This is a genomic window from Acinetobacter pengchengensis, assembly GCF_982235305.1.
The window spans coordinates 366,781-388,284 of the sequence record NZ_CEVATJ010000001.1 but is presented as its reverse complement, the minus strand read 5'-3'; the positions used below and the strand labels follow the sequence as shown (position 1 = coordinate 388,284).

Here is a 21,504-nt window from a genome sequence, read left to right as displayed (position 1 = left end):
AAGCACTTTTTAATATTTTTAATGACGCATCACGATGTTTAAGGCTGTTTCAAATATGGCCATGCCGCTTTTAAATAAATAAACATCGACCAAAGCGTTAAAATTACAGCAGTATAGAGCAACAAATAAGCCACCATTTCCAATGGTTGCCAATTCAATAAGAACACTGAAATTGCAATCATTTGGAATGCTGTTTTATATTTCCCCACGGTAGACACCGCCACACTGGTACGTGCGCCGAGTTCAGCCATCCACTCACGTAAAGCAGATACGGTAATTTCGCGGGAAATAATCACAATCGCAGCGAAAGCCATAGAAATAGTGGGTTGCCATTGCACCAATACAATCAATGCCGCAGCGACCATCAGTTTATCTGCTACGGGGTCAAGGAAACGCCCAAATGCAGAAGTCTGATTTAAAGAACGTGCCAAATAGCCATCAAACCAGTCGGTCACGGCAGCAATCACAAATATAGACGTCAAAATAATATGACGTGTCATGCCAGCATCATTACCATTTACGCCCATTGCAGGCGGCCAATATGCCACCAACAAAAAAACAGGAATCAAGGCGATTCGAGCCAAAGTTAATATATTTGGAATGTTCAGGATACGACCTGTTGTCATAGACACCGCCAATGTTTCCCCTCTTTACGCTGCATATTCACAAGTTTTTTGAGGATTTGTCATCGTGAATAGACTTCACTTTATACGAAATGTCAGTAGGTGTCACTAGGCAAACACGGTGATGGTCTGTCGGGCAATCGCAATCAGCCGATCCTGATCATCCCATAAGTGTGCGTATTCGGTGGCATAACCATCACTAGCATGATCCGTAAATACTTTATATTTCATCCAATCATGTAACTGATTTTGCAAAGGATTGACATAGGTCACATGCCACGTAAGAGAACTGGCAGGTGCAAGCTGACTGAACATCGGCAATACTCCAGGTGGCCACATATCAAAAGCCACCATCAAATCGGCAATCGTCATCGCACGATTCGCATGCTTTTTGGGGTTAAAACGCATCCAGCCTGCAAAATCAGGTTTATGGCTGGCACTGAATGGATACTGCCCTTCTGCCCATACCAAATCCATTTGCTGAAAACATTCAGGTGCTAAAGGATGATGCTCTGTAACAGGCAATTCCGTTGCAGGTGGAAAGTTGGGCGCAACGCGCTCTTGTTGCACCACGATGCTAGATTCACGTGCTACGCCAAAACTGGCAATCAAAATGCTTTGTACTGCATCATCCTGCCACAAACGCACCTCAATGCTAGTGACTGATTTACCCTGCCGAAGAATTTCAGCTGTAAGCCGTGCCCGACCTTGTTGTACAGGTCCAACAAAAGTCACGCTGCTACTGAGCAAGCGCTTTTCAGGATCGGCAATGCAATGCTGAGCTTTTTGCATCATCAAGCCCGCCACCAACCCACCATAAATGGTGCGTCCCTGTAACCAACCCTGTGGAATATCGATCCATTCTTGCTCGGCAATGGCTTGATAGGTCTGTAGCAACGACATAGCTTTTCCTTAAACAATGTTGTGGTTGATATTACAGGGTTTTTATCTGATGTGAATATTCAATGACGGTAGAGTCAATGCACTTTTTTGCTATTTACCTTTGCGGGAAATACTGCTTTTTATCAATGGTGAATTAAATAATCATTCATGCAGCACTTTATAAATCGTACGCGCCATCACTTCACCCAGTCCAGGCACCAAAGTCAGCTCTTTTTCTGAAGCTTTCAGTACGCCTTGTATGCCTCCAAAATGAGTGAGTAAATCACGACGACGTTTTGGCCCTAAGCCCGGAATCACTTCAAGTATCGATGTACCGCGTTTTTTATCGCGTTTGGCACGGTGCTTGGTAATTGCAAAACGGTGTGCTTCATCGCGTACCTGCTGAATCAAATGCAGCGCCTTATGATCTTCAGGCAACTGAATTTTGCTGCCATCGGTAAAGTGCAAGGTTTCTAACCCAGGTTTACGTCCTTCGCCTTTGGACACCCCAATCATAAAGGCATCCAATCCTAATTCCTGCATCACCTCCATCGCCATATTCAACTGCCCTTTGCCGCCATCAATGAGCAATAAATCCGGTAACATGGCTTTTTTATAACGACGCGTCAGCGCTTGACGCATGGCAGCATAGTCATCTCCTGCCTGAATATCCTGAATTGAAAATTGTCGATAATCACGTTTGCGAATACCGCCACTATCAAACACCACGCAAGATGCCACAGTGTCTTCGCCCATGGTGTGCGAAATATCAAAACATTCAATTCGATCAATCGGGCGTCCAACCACTTGTTCTAACTGATGAAAACGCTCATTTAATTCAAAGTGATTAGCGAGTTTACCTTTAATAGCATGCTGCACATTCATTTGTGCCAATTCTTGCCACTCGGCACGAGTTTCACGCACTTTATGTTTGATCTGAATTTTTTTTCCGAAGTGTTGCTGTAAGGCTTGTTCCAACTCTTTGCAATCTGCCACTTCCACATTGACAATCAGTTCCGCTGGAATTTCATCGGCCACCTGAAAGTAAAAGTTGGCAATAAAATCGGCCAGCATTTGCCCCAAATCACCGCCCAACATATCTGGAAAATAACTCTTACCCCCCAGCATTTTGCCATTGCGCACGTGCATAATTTGCACACAGGTCACACCTGCCTGATAAGCAATCGCGAGAATATCGGCTTCACCTTTGACTTTATAAATGGCTTGCTGTGCCTGTACCTCACGCAACAAAGCCATACGGTCACGGTAAAAGACTGCTTTTTCAAATTCCAACGCTTCGGCTGCAGCTTCCATTTTGGCAATCAATTGCTGATTCAGATCTTTACTATCGCCCTGTAAAAAGCGAATCGAATTATTGACATCTTCTTTATATTCTTCGGGTGAAATCAATCCTACACACGGCGCCGAACAGCGTTTGATCTGATATTGCAAACACGGGCGCTGCCGCTGGGCAAAATAACTGTTTTCACACTGCCGCACATTAAACAGCTTTTGTAAGACCACCAAAGTATCGCGGGCATTGTACGCACTCGGATAAGGCCCAAAAAACTTACCTACCTGATGCTTGCCTTTTCCGCGCCCACTGGCAATGCGCGGATAAGGCCGATCTGCCGAAACAAAAATATAAACATAGGACTTATCATCGCGCAACATAATATTGTACGGTGGGCGATGCAGCTTAATCAGGTTTTGTTCGAGCAATAAAGCTTCGGTTTCAGAACGCACCACCAAGGTTTCAATATCACAAATACGCGCCACTAAAGCCTGCGTTTTAGGATGCTCTATGGTTTTGACAAAATAACTCGACACACGGTTTTTTAAATTTTTGGCTTTGCCGACATATAACAATTCCCCGTCTTTACCCAACATTCGGTAAACCCCTGGCAATTGGGTCATATTTGCCAAAATTTTCTCGATATGCTCACCTGCGTTTGGGTTCACGAGTCATCCTATTGTTGCTGCATTCTTTACATGATGTGCTGCTTTGTCTGATTTTTTCAAGCTTTATCCTGTGGCATATCGCATGATCTATCCACTAAAACGATTAGTTCAGTGTAAAAACGGTCAGTCTGCAACACAAGATTTGCTATGCTCAGGCATCTTGTCAGCAGAAGGAAAGTGCAGGATGACGACCGCACCACACGGCATACAGACCATACAACCCGAACGTCCCAGCCGATTTTGTACACATCAGCATGTATCCGCTAAAGACGGTTTGATTGGCAAACCAAGCTTTCATTTTGCACCTGCACAAGTCATGCAATTGTTAGGTCAACGGATTATGGGACAAGATGCAGCGCTGAATGAAATCAAAAAAATGCGGATGTGGTCAAGGCCGATTTTTCCAGCACAGAGCGATCATTTTTAGTGACTTTAATGCTTGGCCCGATAGATGTTGGCAATACCGAAGGTGTGCCTGATTGCCTAAGCCATTTATGGTCGCCCTGATGCCTTCTGATGCATTGATATGAACAGCTTGGCGCAGAAACATTTTCTGACTGCACTCACAGGTGCGCCCCTGGCTATGTCGGCTCTATAGAGGGTCATAGTTTATTTGATGAAACTGCGATTGTAGGCTCACACACCCGCCCAAGCACCAAAACTATCGACTTTCGCAATTGCGTGATTTTTATGACCAGCAATGTGGCCGTTCAGGCCGTACAACAATATTTGGATAAACTCAATCTATTGCCTCAAAAAATACAACAACTGTACTGAAAACGTATGCCGACGCAACAAAGCATTGAAAAAATCATGCAACCTAAATTTGACCCTGAATTTTTAAATCGGATTGACCGTAGTTTGCCTTATCAAGCGGTATCTGTTGATGCGCTGCCGCAATTGGTCGAAATTGAATTGGAAAATAAACCACCGCGCAGCATCAAAAGCGCCAAGTTCAATTCACTGCAGCAGTTAAAGCCTATTTTTATGAGGGGTATGATATTTGGTACGGCGCGCGGCATTTGAGGCGCAATATCCGTACCGAACTTGAGTCCATTTTAGCCTTGTATTTTTTAAGTCATCCTGAAAAATCCGAAATGTTTAGATTGCAGTGCAGATCAATTAAACCTAACAATAGAATAAGCTCGCGACATATGATGCGTGAATCTTAAGGATGTGATGCTGCCCATCCTCAATATTGTGTTCTTTCACTTTAAAAGTCTCGAGCTTAGTCGGTAATTTCCATTCCCAAGGCCTGACTAAATTTGGCATGATCTTTAGGTGAAACCAATACAAATTTTGGCTGCCCCGCTTGAAGATAATCAATTTTTAAACGCTTCAGCGACAAAGCAGGTGACGCGACCGAATTATTGGTTTTAGATATTTTCTGAATACTGTCGCGCGGAATATCCCATTTTAAAAACATACAGCGGATCTGCAAGCGTTCTGCATTGACCTGATAGCGAGTATTAAAAATAGGCCACCACAACATAAAAATTGTGATGATATATACCCCTGTATGTACTGGAAATGTAGGCATCGTGCCTTTGGCATACATGGTCAGCAATAATTGAATTAATAAGCCTGACATACAAATCACAAAAGCCAAAACCCACCAATCTTTTTTAGAATGAAACGTTTGCATAAATTTTCCCCTAAGTTGCTTCATTCTATACATAAAAGCAGCGTGAAATTGAAGCCTGAAACTGAAATTATGGAAAAATGCCATAAAAAAACGCCCCGAAAGGCGTTGTGATGATTTAAAACAGATAAGGACGTATAAAAATCAAGAAGAAAATACCTAACATCAAAAACCATTTTAGGAAGTAATACAGACGGCTATTTCTGGCCTTTAAGGCTTTAGCTTTTAAACGCACTTGGTAAACATAGCCAAAGACTTTGTTTAAACCACCTGTCTGATCGCCTGCTTCATTCGGAGAACTGGCTGCAGTCATGACATTTTTACCAAACCAGTGATTAAACTTTTGCATTAACCGTGATTTTAACGGGCGCTCGACATCTGCAAAGAAAATAATACGGTTTTGATCAGTGCCATTTTCGGCATAGTGAATATAGGTTTCATCGAACACCACACTTTCACCATCACGCCATGAATAGCGCTCACCATCGACATCAATAAAACAACGGTCATCATTGGGTGTCATTAATCCCAAGTGGTAACGCAATGAACCTGCGTACGGGTCACGGTGGCGCACCAAGCGACTGTCGGGCGCTAGTTCAGTAAACATCGCCGCCTTAATACTAGGTAAAGTTTTTAATAATGCTGTGGTTTTTGGGCATAATTCTGCGGCAGATGGATGTGCGGAGTCATACCATTTTAAATAAAAACGCTTCCAGCCTGTTTTGAAAAAAGAGTTAAACCCCAAATCATCGTAGCTACTTGAAGCTTTAATACCGCCCTGTTCATATAAAGCTTTCGCTTCATCACGAATCATTTCCCAATTGTCATCCAAAACCTTTAAATCTTGAAAATACTGGGTGTCGATATAAGGTTGATTCGGCACTTTAGAAAATAAGTACATTAAATAGTTAATCGGTGCGAGAATGGTAGAATGGTCAAAAAACTGACGATAAAAACTATGACGCACCTTGCCGCGCTGTTGAATATACAACGCTGAAGCGATAAAAATCGCCAAAATAATCCACTTCAACATAGAACAAACCAACTACTGAAAACAGCAGAAATTTAAAAAGTCGCATATTCTACTCAATTTCAGCGCATGAGGTCATCGCAGAAAATAGAACACAGCATTGCAAGTCGCTCTCCATACCCACCCTGCTTCACGCTTTAAAACGCCACCAGCCAAACAAAGGATTGACTTTTCTGCCAAAAATAACCCACTGAAGGCTCTACTTTTCAAGCTTTTCCACGTCGTAAAAGTATTACAACACGACTAAAAATAAAATAGAAAACAATCACTTTCATCTTGTTTTAAAAAAAGAATTTTAAAATCGGGTCAAAAAGCAATTCCACGCTGTGAGAAAAATCATGACCCTTGCGTCACGGCTTGATACAACTTGCTATATTTTTTTTAGATATAGTTATCGTAAGATTACCGAGGCATATATGTGTGCAGAACTATCGCACACGCTTCATAACATCAACTTAGAAGTCCTCCAAAATAAAGGAGATCAGGCATGATCCACGCTGGCAATGCCATTACCGTCCAAATGCTTTCGGACGGAATTGCAGAATTCCGCTTTGACTTACAAGGTGAGTCGGTCAACAAATTTAACCGTGCAACGATTGAAGACTTTAAAGCTGCGATTGAGGCTGTTAAAGCAAACAATGAAGTGAAAGGTTTAATCGTCACTTCTGCGAAATCAACCTTTATCGTGGGTGCAGACATCACCGAATTTGGCGCAAACTTCGCTCAAGGCGAACAAGCCATTGTGGATTGGGCGTTGCCTGTTCACAACATCTTTAATGCTTTTGAAGATTTAGACATTCCTAAAGTTGCTGCAATCAATGGTATGGCATTGGGCGGTGGCTTTGAAATGTGTTTGGTATGTGACTACCGTGTGATGTCTGACCAAGCACAAGTGGGCTTACCAGAAATTAAACTGGGTATTTTCCCAGGCTTTGGTGGTACGGTACGTTTAAGCCGCGTTATTGGTATCGACAATGCGGTTGAATGGATTGCAATGGCCAACCCTAAACGTCCTGATGCTGCACTCAAAGACGGCGCTGTAGATGCCGTAGTTGCTGCAGACAAATTGCAAGATGCTGCGCTGGACTTGGTTAAACAAGCCATTGCAGGTCGTTTGGACTGGAAAGCAAAACGTCAGGAAAAATTAGACCCTGTTAAATTGAACCCACTTGAACAAATGATGGCGTTCAACACAGCAAAAGGTGCGGTACTAGCAAAAGCAAACCCTGCACAATACCCTGCGCCAAAATTGATGCTTGATTCTTTACAAGCAGGTGCAAGCTTGCCACGTAACGAAGCGCTTAAAGCTGAAGCTGAAGGCTTTGCCAAAGCGGCTGTAACACCACAAGCAGGTGCGTTGATTGGTTTATTCATCAACGACCAAGTGGTGAAGAAAACTTCTAAGAAATATGAAAAAGGTGCACACCCTGTCAACCAAGCGGCTGTTCTAGGCGCAGGTATCATGGGTGGTGGTATTGCTTACCAAGCGGCAAGCAAAGGCACACCAATCATCATGAAAGACATTGGTAATCCGCAACTTGCTTTGGGTATGAAAGAAGCCAATGGCTTATTGACCAAACAAGTTGAACGCAAAAAGTTAACCCCTGCAAAAATGGGTGAAACTTTGGCACGCATCCGCCCAACTTTAAGCTACGACGAGTTTAAAGAAGTCGATATCGTGATTGAAGCCGTGACTGAAAATCCGAAAGTCAAAGGCATTGTGTTGGCTGAAACTGAAAAATCAGTACGTGAAAACACCATTATCGCGTCAAATACATCCACCATTTCGATTACACGTTTGGCAGAAAACCTACAACGTCCAGAAAACTTTGTCGGCATGCACTTCTTTAACCCAGTGCACATGATGCCATTGGTGGAAGTGATTCGTGGTGAAAAAACTTCACCTGAAGCAATTGCGACCACTGTGGTGCTTGCTCAGAAAATGGGTAAAACCCCAATCGTGGTTAATGACTGCCCGGGCTTCCTGGTGAACCGCGTATTGTTCCCTTACTTTGGTGCATTTGACCTTCTATTGAAAGACGGTGCTGACTTCCAACAAGTCGACAAAGTCATGGAAAAATTCGGCTGGCCTATGGGTCCTGCTTACCTAATCGACGTTGTTGGTATCGACACGGGCGTTCACGGTGCAGAAGTCATGGCAGAAGGTTTCCCAGACCGCATGAAGCCAGACTATAAAGGCTCAATCCAAGTCATGTACGAAAACAAACGTCTTGGTCAAAAGAATGACGTCGGTTTCTACAAATATGAATTGGATCGTAAAGGCAAAAAAGCCAAAGTGGTTGATCCAACTGCATACGAGCTTGTGGCATCTGTTGCAACTGCTGAAAAACGCGAGTTTGATGCGCAAGAAATCATTGACCGTATGATGCTTGCTTTCTGTAACGAAACTGTTCGTTGCTTAGAAGACAACATTGTGGCAACACCATCTGAAGCAGATATGGCGATGATTATGGGTGTAGGCTTCCCTCCATTCCGTGGTGGTCCATGCCGTTACATCGACCAAACAGGTGTTGCTGAATACGTTGCGCTTTGCGACAAATATGCACATTTAGGAAAAGCTTATGAAGCGCCACAAATGTTGCGTGACATGGCTGCTAACAACAAAAAATTCTACGGTTAAGGAGCAACGTGAATGGCTACTTTAAATCCACGTGACGTTGTCATCGTTGATGGCGTACGTTCTGCAATGGGTAAAACCAAAAACGGTATGTTCCGCAATGTACGTGCTGACAGTCTATCGGCTGAATTGGTTCGTGCTTTAGTTGCTCGTAACCAGTTTGATGTCAACGAAGTTGAAGATGTCATCTGGGGCTGTGTGAATCAAACCCTAGAACAAGGCATGAACATTGGTCGTAATATTGCATTATTGGCTGATCTTCCAAAAACAGTAGCGGGGCAAACTGTGAACCGTCTGTGTGGTTCTTCAATGCAAGCAATCCACACGGCTGCGGCACAAATTGCAACCAATCAAGGTGATATTTTCATCATTGGTGGTGTAGAGCACATGGGCCACGTAGGCATGATGCACGGTATCGACATCAACCCTGCTGCATCGAAGCACTATGCTAAAGCATCAAACATGATGGGCTTAACTGCTGAAATGTTGGGTCGCATGAACGGTATCTCTCGTGAAGAGCAAGATGCTTTTGGTGTGGAATCACACCGTCGTGCATGGGCTGCAACGCAAGAAGGTCGTTTTAAAAACGAAATCATTGGCATTGAAGGTCATGATGCAAATGGCTTTAAACAGCTGTGCGACATCGACGAAGTGATTCGTCCAGATGCTAATCTTGAATCGTTCCAAGCTTTACGTCCTGTATTTGACCCGAAAGGCGGTACAGTCACTGCGGCAACATCTTCAGCATTGTCTGATGGTGCTTCTGCGATGTTGCTCATGTCTGCTGAACGTGCACAAGCATTGGGTTTAAAACCACGTGCGGTGATTCGCTCTATGGCGGTTGCAGGCTGTGATGCAGCGATCATGGGTTATGGTCCAGTACCTGCAACTCAAAAAGCGCTTAAACGTGCTGGCTTGTCAATTGCAGACATTCAAACCTTTGAATTAAACGAAGCGTTTGCTGCACAAGGTCTGTCTGTTCTCAAAGGCTTAGGCATTTATGATCAGCAAGATCGTGTGAACTTGAACGGTGGTGCAATTGCACTCGGTCACCCATTGGGTTGTTCAGGTGCGCGTATCACCACTACATTGTTGAACGTGATGGAACAACAAGATACTCAAATTGGTCTTGCGACCATGTGTATCGGTCTTGGTCAAGGTATCGCGACAATTATTGAGCGTGTGTAAAAATTCTTCGCAATAAAAAAATCCTCGCATCATGCGGGGATTTTTTATTTTGTTGTTTTGAGCTGTTCTAATTTTTAAATTTTATTCTTTTGCATTTTAAATTGATATGCGCAGACCAAGTGGCTGATTAAATGTGATTTACTTGCACGGCTTAAACCAACAACTCCCCCATCAACCACGTCATATAGCGTTCTTTGTCCATAAAATCTGGGGCGCTGCCGGTATCCAAGCAGTAATATTGCTGATTAAATTCAATCACAATTTGTTCAGTCTGATGCCAATCTTCAACCAAACGAAAGTACTGATTAAAGAAGTAACGGTTCTTGCCCCAATTGTTTAAATTTTCGAGTTTCGGGTAGTTTTTATTTTCTAGAAATTGCAAATACAGTTGTTGAATATCATCAAAGATTTGAATGCTGTTCATATCGGACCTGCCTAGTTGAGCAATTAAATCAACAGCTACAGTTTAGGCAAGACATTTGAACGACAGATGACATTCTTTTGACAATTTGATGTAAGGATTTGCCAGACCTTACAACTTGCTTTCCAGTGCGCGCTGATGCTGCTGACTGATCTCTTGCATTTGCGTATTGAGTTGCACCATCTCTTGATATACGGTATTGAATTCTTTCAAGGCCGCATCTTCATAAAACATAAAGGTATTGTTTTTGAGCTCCCATTTGTTGTTTTTTAAAATTGCAAACAACACATACGCCTTACCCAAATTTTTCTTTTCTAATTCAAATAATGTGTAACCTTGATCATTATGGCGGCTTTCTAATAAAGATTCTGCTAAATGACGGCGCAAATTATGATTGATTTCAAGATTATCAATTTGCTCTAGAGCCATCGCTTCATGCTGTTCTAAATGCTCCTGATACAACTCTACCATGGCACGCACTTGTACCAACATGGCTTCGGTATCGGCATAGTCTTGTTTTTTATCTGCGGCAAGTCGTTGAGGATTTAAAAACTGATCCCAATTCAAGGCTTTTAATTCACGCAAATAACTATTACGCGCTTCGGCACTTTGTACCATGTGACTCAACACAAAACTGGCCATGACCTGATAATCACCCGCTAAGCGTGAATCTTGCACGTTAATCTGAATCGGTTTAGACCAATCCTGTGCCTGTACAAAAATCTGTTCAGCTTTTTCATGAATCACATTTTGATAAGCGTGCAATTGCGCAACTTGTTTTTGCTGACTGTTATATTGATAAAACATCCACCCAAAAATAATAACCGTTACACATCCAATGATTAGCACTATCCGTCGCATGAGTGCCCTCTTATTTTTAATATTTGTTTTATATTACCGTGAAGCTCATCACATTTGTATAGATTTCATACTTATTTTATTACTAAGCTATTGGAATATACCCACTTGTATTTAACAAGATGCTCAAAAATAAGTTTAGCATCGCTTTATGCTTTAAATTTTATGTAACATCCCCATCTTAGTAAAAAACAGAATTTGAGATTGTTCATGCGCGTTGATATTTGGTCAGATATTGTTTGTCCGTTTTGCTATATCGGCAAAAAACGTTTGGAAGCTGCTGCAGAAGAAGCAGATGTGGAATTAGAAGTGCATTGGCACAGCTTTGAACTTGACCCAGAAGCACCACAGCGTCAGGAAGTGTCTAATTCAGAGCGTTTAGCACAAAAATATGGGCGCAGCCTTGCCGAAGTAGAAGAAATGCAGCGTAATATTGCCGAAATGGCAAAAGCTGAAGGTATTGACTTTCAATGGGAAAATGCCAACTCAGGCAACACCTTTAATGCCCATCGCTTGGTGCATTTGGCACAAAGCAAAGGTTTAGGCAGCGAAGCCAAAGAAGCTTTTTTCTATAGCTATATGACTCAAGGTTTAGCAATTGGCGAACGTGAAACACTCGAAGATGTTGCATCACGTATCGGGCTGAATCCTGTAGAAGTGGATGATGTTCTAGATTCTGACGAATATGCCGACTTTGTAAAATTTGACCAAGAAGTCGCACGTGAACAATTAAACGTTACTGGCGTGCCGTTCTTTGTGTTTGATCAGCGTATTGCTTTAGCAGGTGCGCAGCCACGTGAAGTCTTTGTGCAAGTCCTGAAAAAAGCCCTTGAAACCGCAAGCGAGCTAGAAGTTGAAAATGCACAAACTGCGATACAGATCAATGCGATGTGCCTGAACCCAAAGCTTAATCTTAAAAATATAGGCAAGGTTGAATAACGCTCTTCCAACTAGATTAGAAGCACAAAAAAATCCCGTAACGGGATTTTTTGTACTTTTAAGTGCAGCGAGGTTTTACTCAACCAAGAAGCTGATTTTTAAATTGACCCGATATTCAGTGATTTTATTGTCTTTAATCACCACTTTTTGTTCGTTAATCCAAGCTCCTTGGACATTTTTAACCGTTTCTGTCACTTTGGCGATTCCAGTTTGAATCGCGTCTTCAAAACTTTTTGAACTACTTGAATTAACTTCGACGACTTTTGCAATTGCCATGATTTTCTCACTGTCCTTTATCGTTATTGGAACCCCATCTTAGATTAAAAAAACCGCACTTTTAGGTTGTTTAACCAATCGCCGCTAAAACATTACACGATTTCACACTGTCAAAAATTGTCATTAATCATCAGCACGAAATCTTGTCAAAATTTAAATTTTGCAGACATCTCAACCATTTATACCTGTAAAAAAACTAGAGTTAAAACTCTAATCTATTGTTTTATATTGTTATTTTTAAGATGGTTGCCGAAATAATCATTTTGTAGATTTTAAACTTTGTTATGATTCATGTGAATTTTTTATCGTTTAATCTCCCTACGATGTCTAGTCTTCTGCCTAGACATCAATACTTTGGATGGACATTCTCATGAATATGTTTAAATCTGTTTTGATGGTTTCACTTCTAGCAATTGCTGCAAATGTATCTGCTCAAATTGTGCATGTACCTGATTTTCCAACTCAAAAATTGAATACAGAATCGGCTGCATCTGAAGCTGTTGTAAACGAACCAACTTCGCAAAAAGCAGCTTAAGTTTCACGTTTTATCCACTTAATTAATCTCTCCCATTTCTCTCCCCAAACAGCAGTCTAAATCATGCTGCTGTTTGTTTTTCTAGTGCTAAATTTGCTTCAAATCCTCCAAGCAGCATCTAAAAGCTGCATCCCGCCCACTGTCAGTTCTTTTTTGGCACTGTAATTTAATTTTTTTTGATTATTTTCCATATAAAAAGCTCATTTTTTGTCAATAATGTCTAAAAAAGCACAGAAGCTGACAATTTTTAGCATGTATTTTTTAATTAAATCCATATAATTAAAGTGATTTGTTTTCATTGCTATAGCAGATGCCTATGCAACAACTTCAAGCACTTATACAAAGAAAAATTCCACCCCAATCTGTTGATGTGAATCATCTGGTGGAGCTTGCCAAACGCTATCCTCAACCACAATCAGCAGAATATAAATTGATTGAATTGGCGCTGAATATTGTCTTGGCAGATTATTTGGAAAAAGCACAACAACATACTTAAGCATGCATGAATGAATACATTAGAAAAATCTCTGTTGATTAAAGAATTACACGACTTAATCGATGCCCTAACGCATCAAAGACTCAGTCTTTATGAAACAGCTAAAGCTAAAGCGCGCATTAAAGAAATCTTTATGCTGTGCGATGAACCGATTTTTCAAAAACAGTTGCTCACATTTAAAGCCTCACAAAATCCAATTCAAACTGCGGCAACTTTTGCAGAACAAAGTTTATATGCACAATCTTTTCGTGGCGTATTTACACAACCGGAAGCACTTGAAACAGCACTGTATCAACAGCCTGAAACAGGTTGGGCGATTTTGTATCAACCGAGAGCAGGTTGGCAAATTTGGTTAATTCCTGCTGCAGACCGCACTGCTCTACTCAGCAAATTTCAAGATTTAGAGCAGGTCTACCGCTGGATGTTGCAACAGCAGCAACAATATCACTGCCTTCAAACCGATGCAGAACTGAAGCAAGCTGCAGTGCTAGAAGCAGCTCAAACGGCAACGATACCAGCTGCGCAAACTCAGCCAGTCTTTGCCACTGCAGACCCAGAAGAAAATAAAGCTGTAGCTCCACCAATTCAATTTGAGCTCATTACACAGCACATCGCCACAGAAGAAGCTACCTCGTCTGATACTCAAGTTTTAGACGTGGCTGAACATGAACTTACAATTGAATCAATCACAGATCAAACGATCATTTCCTGTACAACGCTAAACACAACTCCGCCTGACGTGACAACAATAGATACGGTCCAACCACTAACGGCCGTCACACCAAAATCAAGCATCCCCCCAGCTTATAATCTATTGTTAAACCAATATAGCTGCCCAATTTCTGCGCTCAATCTTAGCCAAAATGAGTCAGTACAGTTGTACCGAGTCTTTATGCCTGAAGCACCAGAAATCACGCAATATGCCGATGTGTTGGTGGATTTGTCTGATCCTGAAGTAGACCAGCAACAGCTGTTGGCGCGTACAGTATATTTAGCTGAACAAACCAATACACAAGGACACTTTATTAAATATGTGGTGCTGCTTGGCGCATTAGATCAAATGCAGGCGATTCGTTTGACTCAAAACTTTTGCCAACAGTTTGAACATGAAATTGCAGCAATACGTGAAATTTCTTGGGAAAAATTACAAGAACATTTATTTGATTTTGGTCAGCTTTTTCAATGCTATAGTGTTGATGCTCAAATCGTGTGGCAACAAGAGCACTATTTTCCTTTTATTCCGAAACAACAGATTCAAACAACCAAATTTATTCAGTTTGAAGAAAGTGAAGCGCAGAGTCATACTCCTTTGATTTTACTGAAAGAACGACAAAAAATTCGTGTGATTCATGGTCAAAAGCGTTTACAACTGTCCCGTGCTGAACAAGCTGTACCACATATTTTATTAGATCGACAACAAGGTATGAGTTGGCAATTGATTCAAAAAGTCATTTCTCAATTACAACAACCGATTGAGGCATTACAATTGTGCCAAGCACTTCAAATGTATCAAGAAAAAGAGGTTTCTGCCTAAAAACTGCCGTTTATATTATGATTTTGTAGCCAAGTCTTGCTTTTATCTTATAGATTTTCAACACTAGCAAAAATGGCTTAAAGATCAGTAAATAATGTCAAGAATAAAGCACACATCGCCTTTTATATTAAGCTGTCTCTTAAGTGGGGTCGCAGGCACCACTTTTGCACAAGAATCAACTCAAGCAGTGGATCAAGCTCATACTCCACTGCCACCGTATGAATTGCCTGTCGCTCCGCCAAGTGCAGTAGATAAAAACGGCTTTTATTACACGATTCCACGTTGGATTGATGCCACACCAACGATGTTACCCGAACAATCCAATGAACTCATTGTACCTCCCACCGCAGAAACGGAACATTTAACCTGGTTCGATCAACGACAAAAAAATATTCGCAATTGGGCCGATAAAACAGCACATAAGTTAGATAACTGGTTCGGTGAACCGAGCCCTGAACAGCCTGCCTCAGCCACTTTGCGGGTTTTGATAGATAGCAGTTGGGACAAGCATAATGAATATGAAGTCAAACCTCGTATTCGTGGCAAAATCAAACTGCCTACGCTTGAAAATAAACTCAGTGTGGTCTTTGGTGATGACTCGCTCGATAACGAATTACAAAATAACGTCGCCATTACCAACGAAAACCCAGCCAATGCTGCAGACAAAACCTTAGACAGTAAACGTAGCCGTGAAGACAACAGCTCTTTGGCATTACGCTGGTCAAACTTTGCCGATCGTCTACCTTTTGAAACAGATGTCGATTTAGGGGTGCGTTCTGGCGATGATATATATTTGCGTTTAAAAGCCTCTAAAGACTGGGCTTTGGAAAATGATTTCTCTTTTCATGCCGAACAAATTTACCGTTATGGCATCGACAGTGAAAATTATCTCAGAACCAACTTGGAGCTAACACACGCCCGCCCCAATCAAGCGTTCTTGTCAAATCAATTTAGCTTGACCTATGCCGATGAGCAAGATGATGATTTGGTTTGGGACAACTACACTTTTAGACAACATCAATTCTTTGCAGGTAACCGTTTTAACTACGGCATTTATACAGGTGGTTATTATCACGATGATGACTTACGTTTAAATCGTTGGGGACCATTTGTCTCTTGGCGTCAACCATTTTTACGTGAATGGTTCTTTATTCAGGGCGATGTCAATTATTTAAATGATGATCGCGCGGATCGGAGTCATTATCTCGGTGCTTTAGTGCGTTTAGAAGCTATTTTCTAAGCAAGTACTATCTAGAATTAATTCAAATTAAAAAACCAAGTCTTGTTAGCAAGACTTGGTTTTTTACAAGATGATTTTGCAAAATGAAGATGCATTATTTGCACAACGCATCCTCAATCACACTCATGTAAAAACAGACTTACTTTAACAGCAAGCTATTAATACGTTTCACATATTCCGCCGGGTCTTCAGGCAAACCACCTTCAGCAATTACAGCCTGATCAAAAATCACATGCGCTAAATCATCAAATTGATTGGAGTCCTGTAATTTTTTCACCAATGGATGCTCTGGATTGATTTCCAAAATTGGCTTCATATCAGGTACAGCTTGCCCTGCATCCTTCAACATACGAATCAATTGTGGCGACAGCTCACCTTCACCTGTCACTAAGCAGGCAGGTGAATCGACCAAACGTGTCGTTACACGTACTTCTTTGGTTTTACCACTTAAAGATGCAGACAATTGCTCGATCACAGGTTTAAATTGTTCTGCGGCGGCGTCTAAGGCTTTTTTCTCTTCGGCATCTTGTAGGTCGCCTAAATCGACTGCACCTTTAGACACGTTTTGCATTGGCGTGCCATCAAACTCATGCACAAAGTTCATGGCCCACTCGTCTACGCGTTCTGCCATCAACAACACTTCAATGCCTTTTTTCTTAAATAGCTCCAACTGTGGAGAATGCTTTGCTGCGTTCAGGTTGTCTGCAGTAACGTAGTAAATCGCTTTCTGACCTTCTTTCATTCGCGCTTTATAGTCCGCCAATGAGGTACTGATGTCATCATTGCATGAAGTGGCATAGCGTAATAATTTCAGGATACGCTCACGGTTGCCAAAGTCTTCGCCTAAGCCTTCTTTTAAGACTGAACCAAATTCTTGATAGAATTGCTTAAATTTTTCTTGGTCTTTTTCATCTTCAGACTTGGCCAGATTATCCAACATGGTCAACACACGACGGGTATTGCCTTCGCGGATGGTTTTTACATCACGGCTTTCTTGCAATAACTCACGGCTCACGTTCAACGGCAAATCGGCACTATCCACCACACCTTGCACAAAGCGCAGATAATTAGGAATCAGATTGTCTGCCTCATCCATAATAAATACGCGCTTCACGTACAATTTAATCCCCGCTTTGGCTTCACGGGTAAAAATGTTGTGCGGTGCTTTACTTGGAACATACAACAACTGGGTGTATTCAGTACTGCCTTCAACGCGGTTATGCGCCCATGCCAATGGTGCGTCAAAATCGTGACTGAGGTTTTTATAAAACTCGATGTACTGTTCTTCGCTAATTTCGTTTTTATTGCGCGTCCACAAAGCACTGGCCGAATTAATCGTTTCCCATTCATCAGTTTTCACATACTGACCTGCTTTCGGTGTTTCACCTTCAGCGGCTTCTTCTTGCTGCCATACTTCTTTCTGCATTTGAATTGGCAAACTGATGTGATCAGAGTATTTATTGATAATCTGCTTAACTTTGTAGCTTTCTAAATAATCCAGTGCATCATCACGCAAATGCAAAATAATATCAGTACCACGCTCTGCCTTATGAATTTGCTCAACATCAAATTCACCTGTACCTGCACTGCTCCAACGCACGGCTTCATCTGCAGCCAATCCCGCACGGCGTGATTCTACGGTAATTTTATCCGCCACGATAAAACCTGAATAAAAACCAACACCAAATTGACCAATCAATTGTGCATCAGCTTTTTGATCGCCGGTTAATTTAGACATAAAGTCTTTGGTGCCCGATTTGGCAATCGTACCTAAATGCTCAATCGCTTCCTGTTGGCTTAGACCAATGCCGTTATCTGAAATAGTTAAAGTTTTATTTTCTTGATCTAGACGAATACGTACACGTAAATCAGGATCATTTTCATAATATTCAGGATGGTTGATACCCTCAAAACGTAATTTGTCGCAGGCATCTGATGCGTTAGAAATCAGTTCACGCAAGAAGATTTCAGGGTTGGAATAAAGAGAATGGGTCACCAAATGTAATAACTGCGCCACTTCGGCTTGGAAACTGTGTTTTTGGCTTTGCTCGCTCATTCATCACTCCTTAAAATTCATAAACATGGTTATTGTTGGATGTGTTAATGAATTGGAGTGATGTGCTGATTTTTCAAGCCTAAATCTAGAAAAATTTAAAAAGGTGCGCGTTGATAGAGACGGTTCAGGTGCTCATCCAATTTTTGCTGACGTAGATCATACACCTGAGTTAAACACGATAGTGAACTGCCACAACGATCACGCAACTCTAACCAGCGAAATTGTTCATCACGAATTTGTGAGCGCGTCCCCATAGCGACCAAACGGCTGACGATACGATAGGTGGTGGCCATTTTCACATCGGCATCATTGACCGCACGATGTTCACAAATGGCATATTCGGTTTGTGTTTTGGCTTTCTCACAAGAAAAACTTGCCGCATGCCCCGCAACACTTAGCATTAAACCAAGACACACTAACCAACCATATTTGATCGACATGAACGAATTCCTTATTTATTGTTCTTTACTTTATCTTTCAGACTGTAAATGAACATGGCATATGCTCTCAATTTTTTCATTCGCTACATTTGTTATTTTTTGCAATAAAAAAACCCCACCCTAAAGATGGGGTTGCGCTGATTTTTATTATTATAAAGAGCTACGTTTTATGATTAGAATTTGTAGCTATAACCGATGGTGTACACCATTGGGTCGATGTCTAGATCAAATGGATCTAAACCTTCGATTTCAACTTTTGGACTTAGTTGTGCATAACGTGCATCAAAGAATACGCCCCAGTTTTTTGCATCCGCTGGCTGGAAGTTAAAACCGATTTGACCTGCAAAACCAAAGTCTTCTTTTACCTTAACTTTACCTAAATCAGATTTTTCATCCCATGCAACAAATGCAGTACCACCTACACCAATGTATGGTGTAAAACGAGTTGAATTTTTAAAATTATATTTCGCTGTTAACGTTGGTGGTAATTGTTTGATTTTAAGAGCAGAATCACCATTCACTAGCACATCGTGGCTGATTGGCGTAGCCAACAATAATTCTGCAGAGATATTGTCATTAAAGAAATATTCTACAGAGGGTGTAAATGCATATTCATGATCAGCTTCTACATTCACTGCGCCATTTAGAATATCTGTATCTTGTGTTGGAGAAATTACAGAACCACCAACTTTAACTTGCCATTGACCTGCCATAGCAGAAGCAGACATCCCCATTAATGCAATTAGAGCAACTTGCTTTAACATTTCAAAACCACCCTTTAGAATAAAAATCTTAATGCTTAATTAATATTAAACGCGACAACTATTAATATGCAACACGTATTAAACCTAATATTTTAATTATTTTATAAATCATTAATTATTATATAAATTTATTTTAAATAGACCAAATTACTTGGTTTTAAAACCCGAGTTAATTAATAAAGTTTATATTATTATTTCCCGACTATATTACTCAATTTTATTTAAAAAATAAATTAAAAGATTTATTTAGAATACATCTTATATTTATTTAAAAATTAAACAAATTTATTTTAAATTGATTAATTCACTTAGAATTTCTATTTTTAAATCTTATAAAATCAATAAAAATTATTAAAATTAAATAAAGAGAATTAAAATCACCTTCATTCTAATATATGAAGCTGATGACAATGAAAACAGACTATTTTGTTTAGAGATTTAAAATCGTGTATTGAGATGCAATCGGCAGATGTGAGGATGAACTTGAAGTATATTTTTTTGTTGTTTTAACACTGTGCTGCAACGTGCCCAGCCTATTCTGAACACGTGCGCTTACACATTTTGGTGATGATTTACAGCACCATCGCTGCAATCCAACCAAAAATGATCAATGGGATATTAAAGTGAATAAAAGTTGGTACCACACTGTCCTTCATGTGGTCGTGCTGCCCATCCATATTTAAGCCCGAAGTTGGCCCTAAGGTTGAATCCGATGCTGGAGAACCCGCATCTCCTAAGGCTGCTGCTGTGCCAATAATTGCAATGGTCGCTGCGGGACTAAAACCGAACTGCAAACATAAAGGCACATAAATAATTGCTAAAATAGGCACGGTAGAGAAAGACGAGCCAATCCCCAAGGTGATTAACAAACCAATCAGCAACATTAAAAATGCTGCTAAGCCTTTGCTATCACCTATCCACTGTACGGAAGCTTCCACCAATGCAGGTACTTGATTGGTGGCTTCAATCACTGCCGCGAAACCTTGTGCAGCAATCATAATAAAGCCGATGAGTGCCATCATCCGCATACCGGTAATAATCACATCATCCGCTTCTTTCCATTTGAAAATTCCTGCACAGCTTAAAATGGCAACCCCCACCAAACCTGCCAGAATCATCGAATCTGAATACAATTGCACTGCTAAGGTTGCAATAATCGCAAACACTGCCATCCACAGCGTAAATTTAGCAATTTGTGGTGCTTGTAAGCTTGACCCTGCTGTATCTGCATTGAGTTCACTCGAAATGCTTTGAGTACGTGCTACCTGCACATCTTGATAGTGTCGTGGCTTGCGATAGCTCACAAACAACGCGATCAATAGACCAATGAACATCCCAAACACAGGAATAAACATGGCAGCAGGAATATCTTCATTTTGAATGGCAAAACCATACGGAGCACCAAAGGTGTTGATATTGTGTGCCAAAATATCATTCAGAAAGATTGCACCAAAACCCACAGGAACAAACATATAGGTGGCAACCAAACCAAAAGTCAGCAAACAAGCCACTGCACGACGGTCTAGGTTTAAATGATTGAAAACACTTAATAAAGGTGGAATCAATACAGGAATAAATGCAATGTGTACAGGGATTAAGTTCTGTGAAAATACCGCTGCCAAAACCACAGTAAAATAAATCAGATATTTAACACGGTTCTGTACTTTGGTATTACTGCTACCCGTTAAAGTGCGAATCAACTTATACGCCAATAAGTCTGGCAAACCTGAACGAGCCAAAGCCAAAGCAAATGCGCCTAAAATACCGTAAGCAAGAGCAATTTTAGCGCCACCACCTAAACCATTATTAAACGCATCTAAAGTGCCTTGTAAGCCTAAACCAGCCAGTAAACCACCTGAGACTGCACCAATAACCAAGGCAAAAACCACAGGCACACGAGCCAACGACAATCCGAACATGATTGCAATGGCAGCAAGAATTGCGAACATAAGAGATGAAAATTCAAAAAAGAAGCTATTT

General features: G+C 41.1%; 18 protein-coding genes and 2 pseudogenes. 8 read left to right on the top strand and 12 right to left on the bottom strand.

The window, feature by feature from the left end; translation table 11 throughout:
* Positions 1-38: 38 nt before the first annotated feature.
* The 3 genes from pgsA to uvrC form a co-directional block, all read right to left on the bottom strand.
* Entirely contained in the window at positions 39-626 is a 588-nt protein-coding gene (gene pgsA / locus AC0T5Z_RS01870) for a CDP-diacylglycerol--glycerol-3-phosphate 3-phosphatidyltransferase (protein ID WP_291334017.1), read from the bottom strand.
* Positions 627-731: 105 nt separating this feature from the next.
* Positions 732-1,526: a thioesterase family protein gene (locus AC0T5Z_RS01865; protein WP_435336724.1), complete on the bottom strand. Its 795-nt coding sequence runs from the start codon at positions 1,524-1,526 to the stop codon at positions 732-734.
* Positions 1,527-1,667: 141 nt separating this feature from the next.
* A complete protein-coding gene (gene uvrC, locus AC0T5Z_RS01860) occupies positions 1,668-3,467 on the bottom strand; it encodes an excinuclease ABC subunit UvrC (protein WP_435336725.1) in 1,800 nt (599 codons plus the stop codon).
* Between the two features lie 184 nt (positions 3,468-3,651).
* Between uvrC and AC0T5Z_RS01855 the strand changes: the two are divergent.
* Positions 3,652-4,639, top strand: a pseudogene (locus AC0T5Z_RS01855) (AAA family ATPase).
* Positions 4,640-4,695: 56 nt separating this feature from the next.
* Here the strand turns inward: AC0T5Z_RS01855 and AC0T5Z_RS01850 are convergent.
* Together AC0T5Z_RS01850 and lpxO are read right to left on the bottom strand one after the other, a co-directional pair.
* The gene (locus AC0T5Z_RS01850) at positions 4,696-5,112 is read right to left on the bottom strand and encodes a PH domain-containing protein (RefSeq protein ID WP_291334012.1); all 417 of its coding nucleotides are present in this window, start codon (positions 5,110-5,112) and stop codon (positions 4,696-4,698) included.
* A gap of 115 nt (positions 5,113-5,227) precedes the next feature.
* Positions 5,228-6,142, bottom strand: coding sequence for a lipid A hydroxylase LpxO (lpxO, locus tag AC0T5Z_RS01845; protein WP_154321125.1), 915 nt, complete (start codon positions 6,140-6,142; stop codon positions 5,228-5,230).
* A 484-nt stretch (positions 6,143-6,626) separates the two neighbouring features.
* Between lpxO and fadB the strand changes: the two genes are divergently transcribed.
* The gene (gene fadB, locus AC0T5Z_RS01840; RefSeq protein WP_435336726.1) at positions 6,627-8,780 is read left to right on the top strand and encodes a fatty acid oxidation complex subunit alpha FadB; all 2,154 of its coding nucleotides are present in this window, start codon (positions 6,627-6,629) and stop codon (positions 8,778-8,780) included.
* 12 nt (positions 8,781-8,792) lie between these two features.
* Positions 8,793-9,965, top strand: coding sequence for an acetyl-CoA C-acyltransferase FadA (gene fadA / locus AC0T5Z_RS01835; RefSeq protein ID WP_136144532.1), 1,173 nt, complete (start codon positions 8,793-8,795; stop codon positions 9,963-9,965).
* 151 nt (positions 9,966-10,116) lie between these two features.
* Here the strand turns inward: fadA and AC0T5Z_RS01830 are convergent, their stop codons facing one another.
* Together AC0T5Z_RS01830 and AC0T5Z_RS01825 are read right to left on the bottom strand one after the other, a co-directional pair.
* On the bottom strand, positions 10,117-10,389 hold the full coding sequence (locus AC0T5Z_RS01830; RefSeq protein WP_291334006.1) for a hypothetical protein: 273 nt from the start codon (positions 10,387-10,389) through the stop codon (positions 10,117-10,119).
* Positions 10,390-10,497: 108 nt separating this feature from the next.
* Complete coding sequence (locus tag AC0T5Z_RS01825) at positions 10,498-11,247, bottom strand: hypothetical protein (RefSeq protein ID WP_291334004.1); 750 nt, start codon at positions 11,245-11,247, stop codon at positions 10,498-10,500.
* 207 nt (positions 11,248-11,454) lie between these two features.
* Here AC0T5Z_RS01825 and AC0T5Z_RS01820 point away from each other — a divergent pair.
* Positions 11,455-12,155: pseudogene (locus AC0T5Z_RS01820) on the top strand (DsbA family oxidoreductase).
* Between the two features lie 103 nt (positions 12,156-12,258).
* Here the strand turns inward: AC0T5Z_RS01820 and AC0T5Z_RS01815 are convergent.
* Entirely contained in the window at positions 12,259-12,459 is a 201-nt protein-coding gene (locus AC0T5Z_RS01815; protein WP_291334000.1) for a dodecin family protein, read from the bottom strand.
* A gap of 370 nt (positions 12,460-12,829) precedes the next feature.
* On the opposite strand from AC0T5Z_RS01815, the gene AC0T5Z_RS01810 reads away from it, so the two are divergent.
* The 4 genes from AC0T5Z_RS01810 (at position 12,830) to AC0T5Z_RS01795 (ending at position 16,264) form a co-directional block, all read left to right on the top strand.
* Positions 12,830-12,994, top strand: a complete 165-nt coding sequence (locus AC0T5Z_RS01810) for a hypothetical protein (RefSeq protein ID WP_291333998.1) — start codon at positions 12,830-12,832, stop codon at positions 12,992-12,994.
* A 316-nt stretch (positions 12,995-13,310) separates the two neighbouring features.
* Positions 13,311-13,490: a hypothetical protein gene (locus AC0T5Z_RS01805; RefSeq protein WP_291333996.1), complete on the top strand. Its 180-nt coding sequence runs from the start codon at positions 13,311-13,313 to the stop codon at positions 13,488-13,490.
* Between the two features lie 10 nt (positions 13,491-13,500).
* Positions 13,501-15,024: a hypothetical protein gene (locus tag AC0T5Z_RS01800; RefSeq protein ID WP_435336727.1), complete on the top strand. Its 1,524-nt coding sequence runs from the start codon at positions 13,501-13,503 to the stop codon at positions 15,022-15,024.
* Positions 15,025-15,118: 94 nt separating this feature from the next.
* Entirely contained in the window at positions 15,119-16,264 is a 1,146-nt protein-coding gene (locus AC0T5Z_RS01795; RefSeq protein ID WP_435336728.1) for a hypothetical protein, read from the top strand.
* A gap of 139 nt (positions 16,265-16,403) precedes the next feature.
* On the opposite strand, the gene htpG is transcribed toward AC0T5Z_RS01795, so the two are convergent.
* From htpG to AC0T5Z_RS01775, 4 genes are all read right to left on the bottom strand, one after another.
* Positions 16,404-18,320, bottom strand: a complete 1,917-nt coding sequence (gene htpG, locus AC0T5Z_RS01790) for a molecular chaperone HtpG (RefSeq protein WP_291333990.1) — start codon at positions 18,318-18,320, stop codon at positions 16,404-16,406.
* Positions 18,321-18,415: 95 nt separating this feature from the next.
* Positions 18,416-18,760, bottom strand: coding sequence for a lysozyme inhibitor LprI family protein (locus tag AC0T5Z_RS01785; RefSeq protein ID WP_435336729.1), 345 nt, complete (start codon positions 18,758-18,760; stop codon positions 18,416-18,418).
* Positions 18,761-18,933: 173 nt separating this feature from the next.
* Positions 18,934-19,524 carry an OmpW/AlkL family protein gene (locus tag AC0T5Z_RS01780; protein WP_019836113.1) on the bottom strand — a complete coding sequence of 197 codons (591 nt, stop codon included), beginning with the start codon at positions 19,522-19,524 and terminating at the stop codon, positions 18,934-18,936.
* Positions 19,525-20,096: 572 nt separating this feature from the next.
* Positions 20,097-21,473: a Na+/H+ antiporter family protein gene (locus AC0T5Z_RS01775; RefSeq protein ID WP_435336730.1), complete on the bottom strand. Its 1,377-nt coding sequence runs from the start codon at positions 21,471-21,473 to the stop codon at positions 20,097-20,099.
* Positions 21,474-21,504: the final 31 nt, after the last annotated feature.

Excerpts from the sequence above, each read along its gene's own strand:
- AC0T5Z_RS01795 (WP_435336728.1), top strand. The coding sequence starts at position 15,119 with ATGTCAAGAATAAAGCACACATCGCCTTTTATATTAAGCTGTCTCTTA.
- fadB (WP_435336726.1), top strand. The coding sequence starts at position 6,627 with ATGATCCACGCTGGCAATGCCATTACCGTCCAAATGCTTTCGGACGGA.
- AC0T5Z_RS01800 (WP_435336727.1), top strand. The coding sequence starts at position 13,501 with ATGAATACATTAGAAAAATCTCTGTTGATTAAAGAATTACACGACTTA.
- AC0T5Z_RS01865 (WP_435336724.1), bottom strand. The coding sequence starts at position 1,526 with ATGTCGTTGCTACAGACCTATCAAGCCATTGCCGAGCAAGAATGGATC.
- AC0T5Z_RS01810 (WP_291333998.1), top strand. The coding sequence starts at position 12,830 with ATGAATATGTTTAAATCTGTTTTGATGGTTTCACTTCTAGCAATTGCT.
- AC0T5Z_RS01830 (WP_291334006.1), bottom strand. The coding sequence starts at position 10,389 with ATGAACAGCATTCAAATCTTTGATGATATTCAACAACTGTATTTGCAA.
- AC0T5Z_RS01815 (WP_291334000.1), bottom strand. The coding sequence starts at position 12,459 with ATGGCAATTGCAAAAGTCGTCGAAGTTAATTCAAGTAGTTCAAAAAGT.
- AC0T5Z_RS01805 (WP_291333996.1), top strand. The coding sequence starts at position 13,311 with ATGCAACAACTTCAAGCACTTATACAAAGAAAAATTCCACCCCAATCT.
- htpG (WP_291333990.1), bottom strand. The coding sequence starts at position 18,320 with ATGAGCGAGCAAAGCCAAAAACACAGTTTCCAAGCCGAAGTGGCGCAG.
- fadA (WP_136144532.1), top strand. The coding sequence starts at position 8,793 with ATGGCTACTTTAAATCCACGTGACGTTGTCATCGTTGATGGCGTACGT.
- pgsA (WP_291334017.1), bottom strand. The coding sequence starts at position 626 with ATGACAACAGGTCGTATCCTGAACATTCCAAATATATTAACTTTGGCT.
- lpxO (WP_154321125.1), bottom strand. The coding sequence starts at position 6,142 with ATGTTGAAGTGGATTATTTTGGCGATTTTTATCGCTTCAGCGTTGTAT.
- AC0T5Z_RS01780 (WP_019836113.1), bottom strand. The coding sequence starts at position 19,524 with ATGTTAAAGCAAGTTGCTCTAATTGCATTAATGGGGATGTCTGCTTCT.
- AC0T5Z_RS01850 (WP_291334012.1), bottom strand. The coding sequence starts at position 5,112 with ATGCAAACGTTTCATTCTAAAAAAGATTGGTGGGTTTTGGCTTTTGTG.
- AC0T5Z_RS01785 (WP_435336729.1), bottom strand. The coding sequence starts at position 18,760 with ATGTCGATCAAATATGGTTGGTTAGTGTGTCTTGGTTTAATGCTAAGT.
- AC0T5Z_RS01825 (WP_291334004.1), bottom strand. The coding sequence starts at position 11,247 with ATGCGACGGATAGTGCTAATCATTGGATGTGTAACGGTTATTATTTTT.
- AC0T5Z_RS01775 (WP_435336730.1), bottom strand. The coding sequence starts at position 21,473 with ATGTTCGCAATTCTTGCTGCCATTGCAATCATGTTCGGATTGTCGTTG.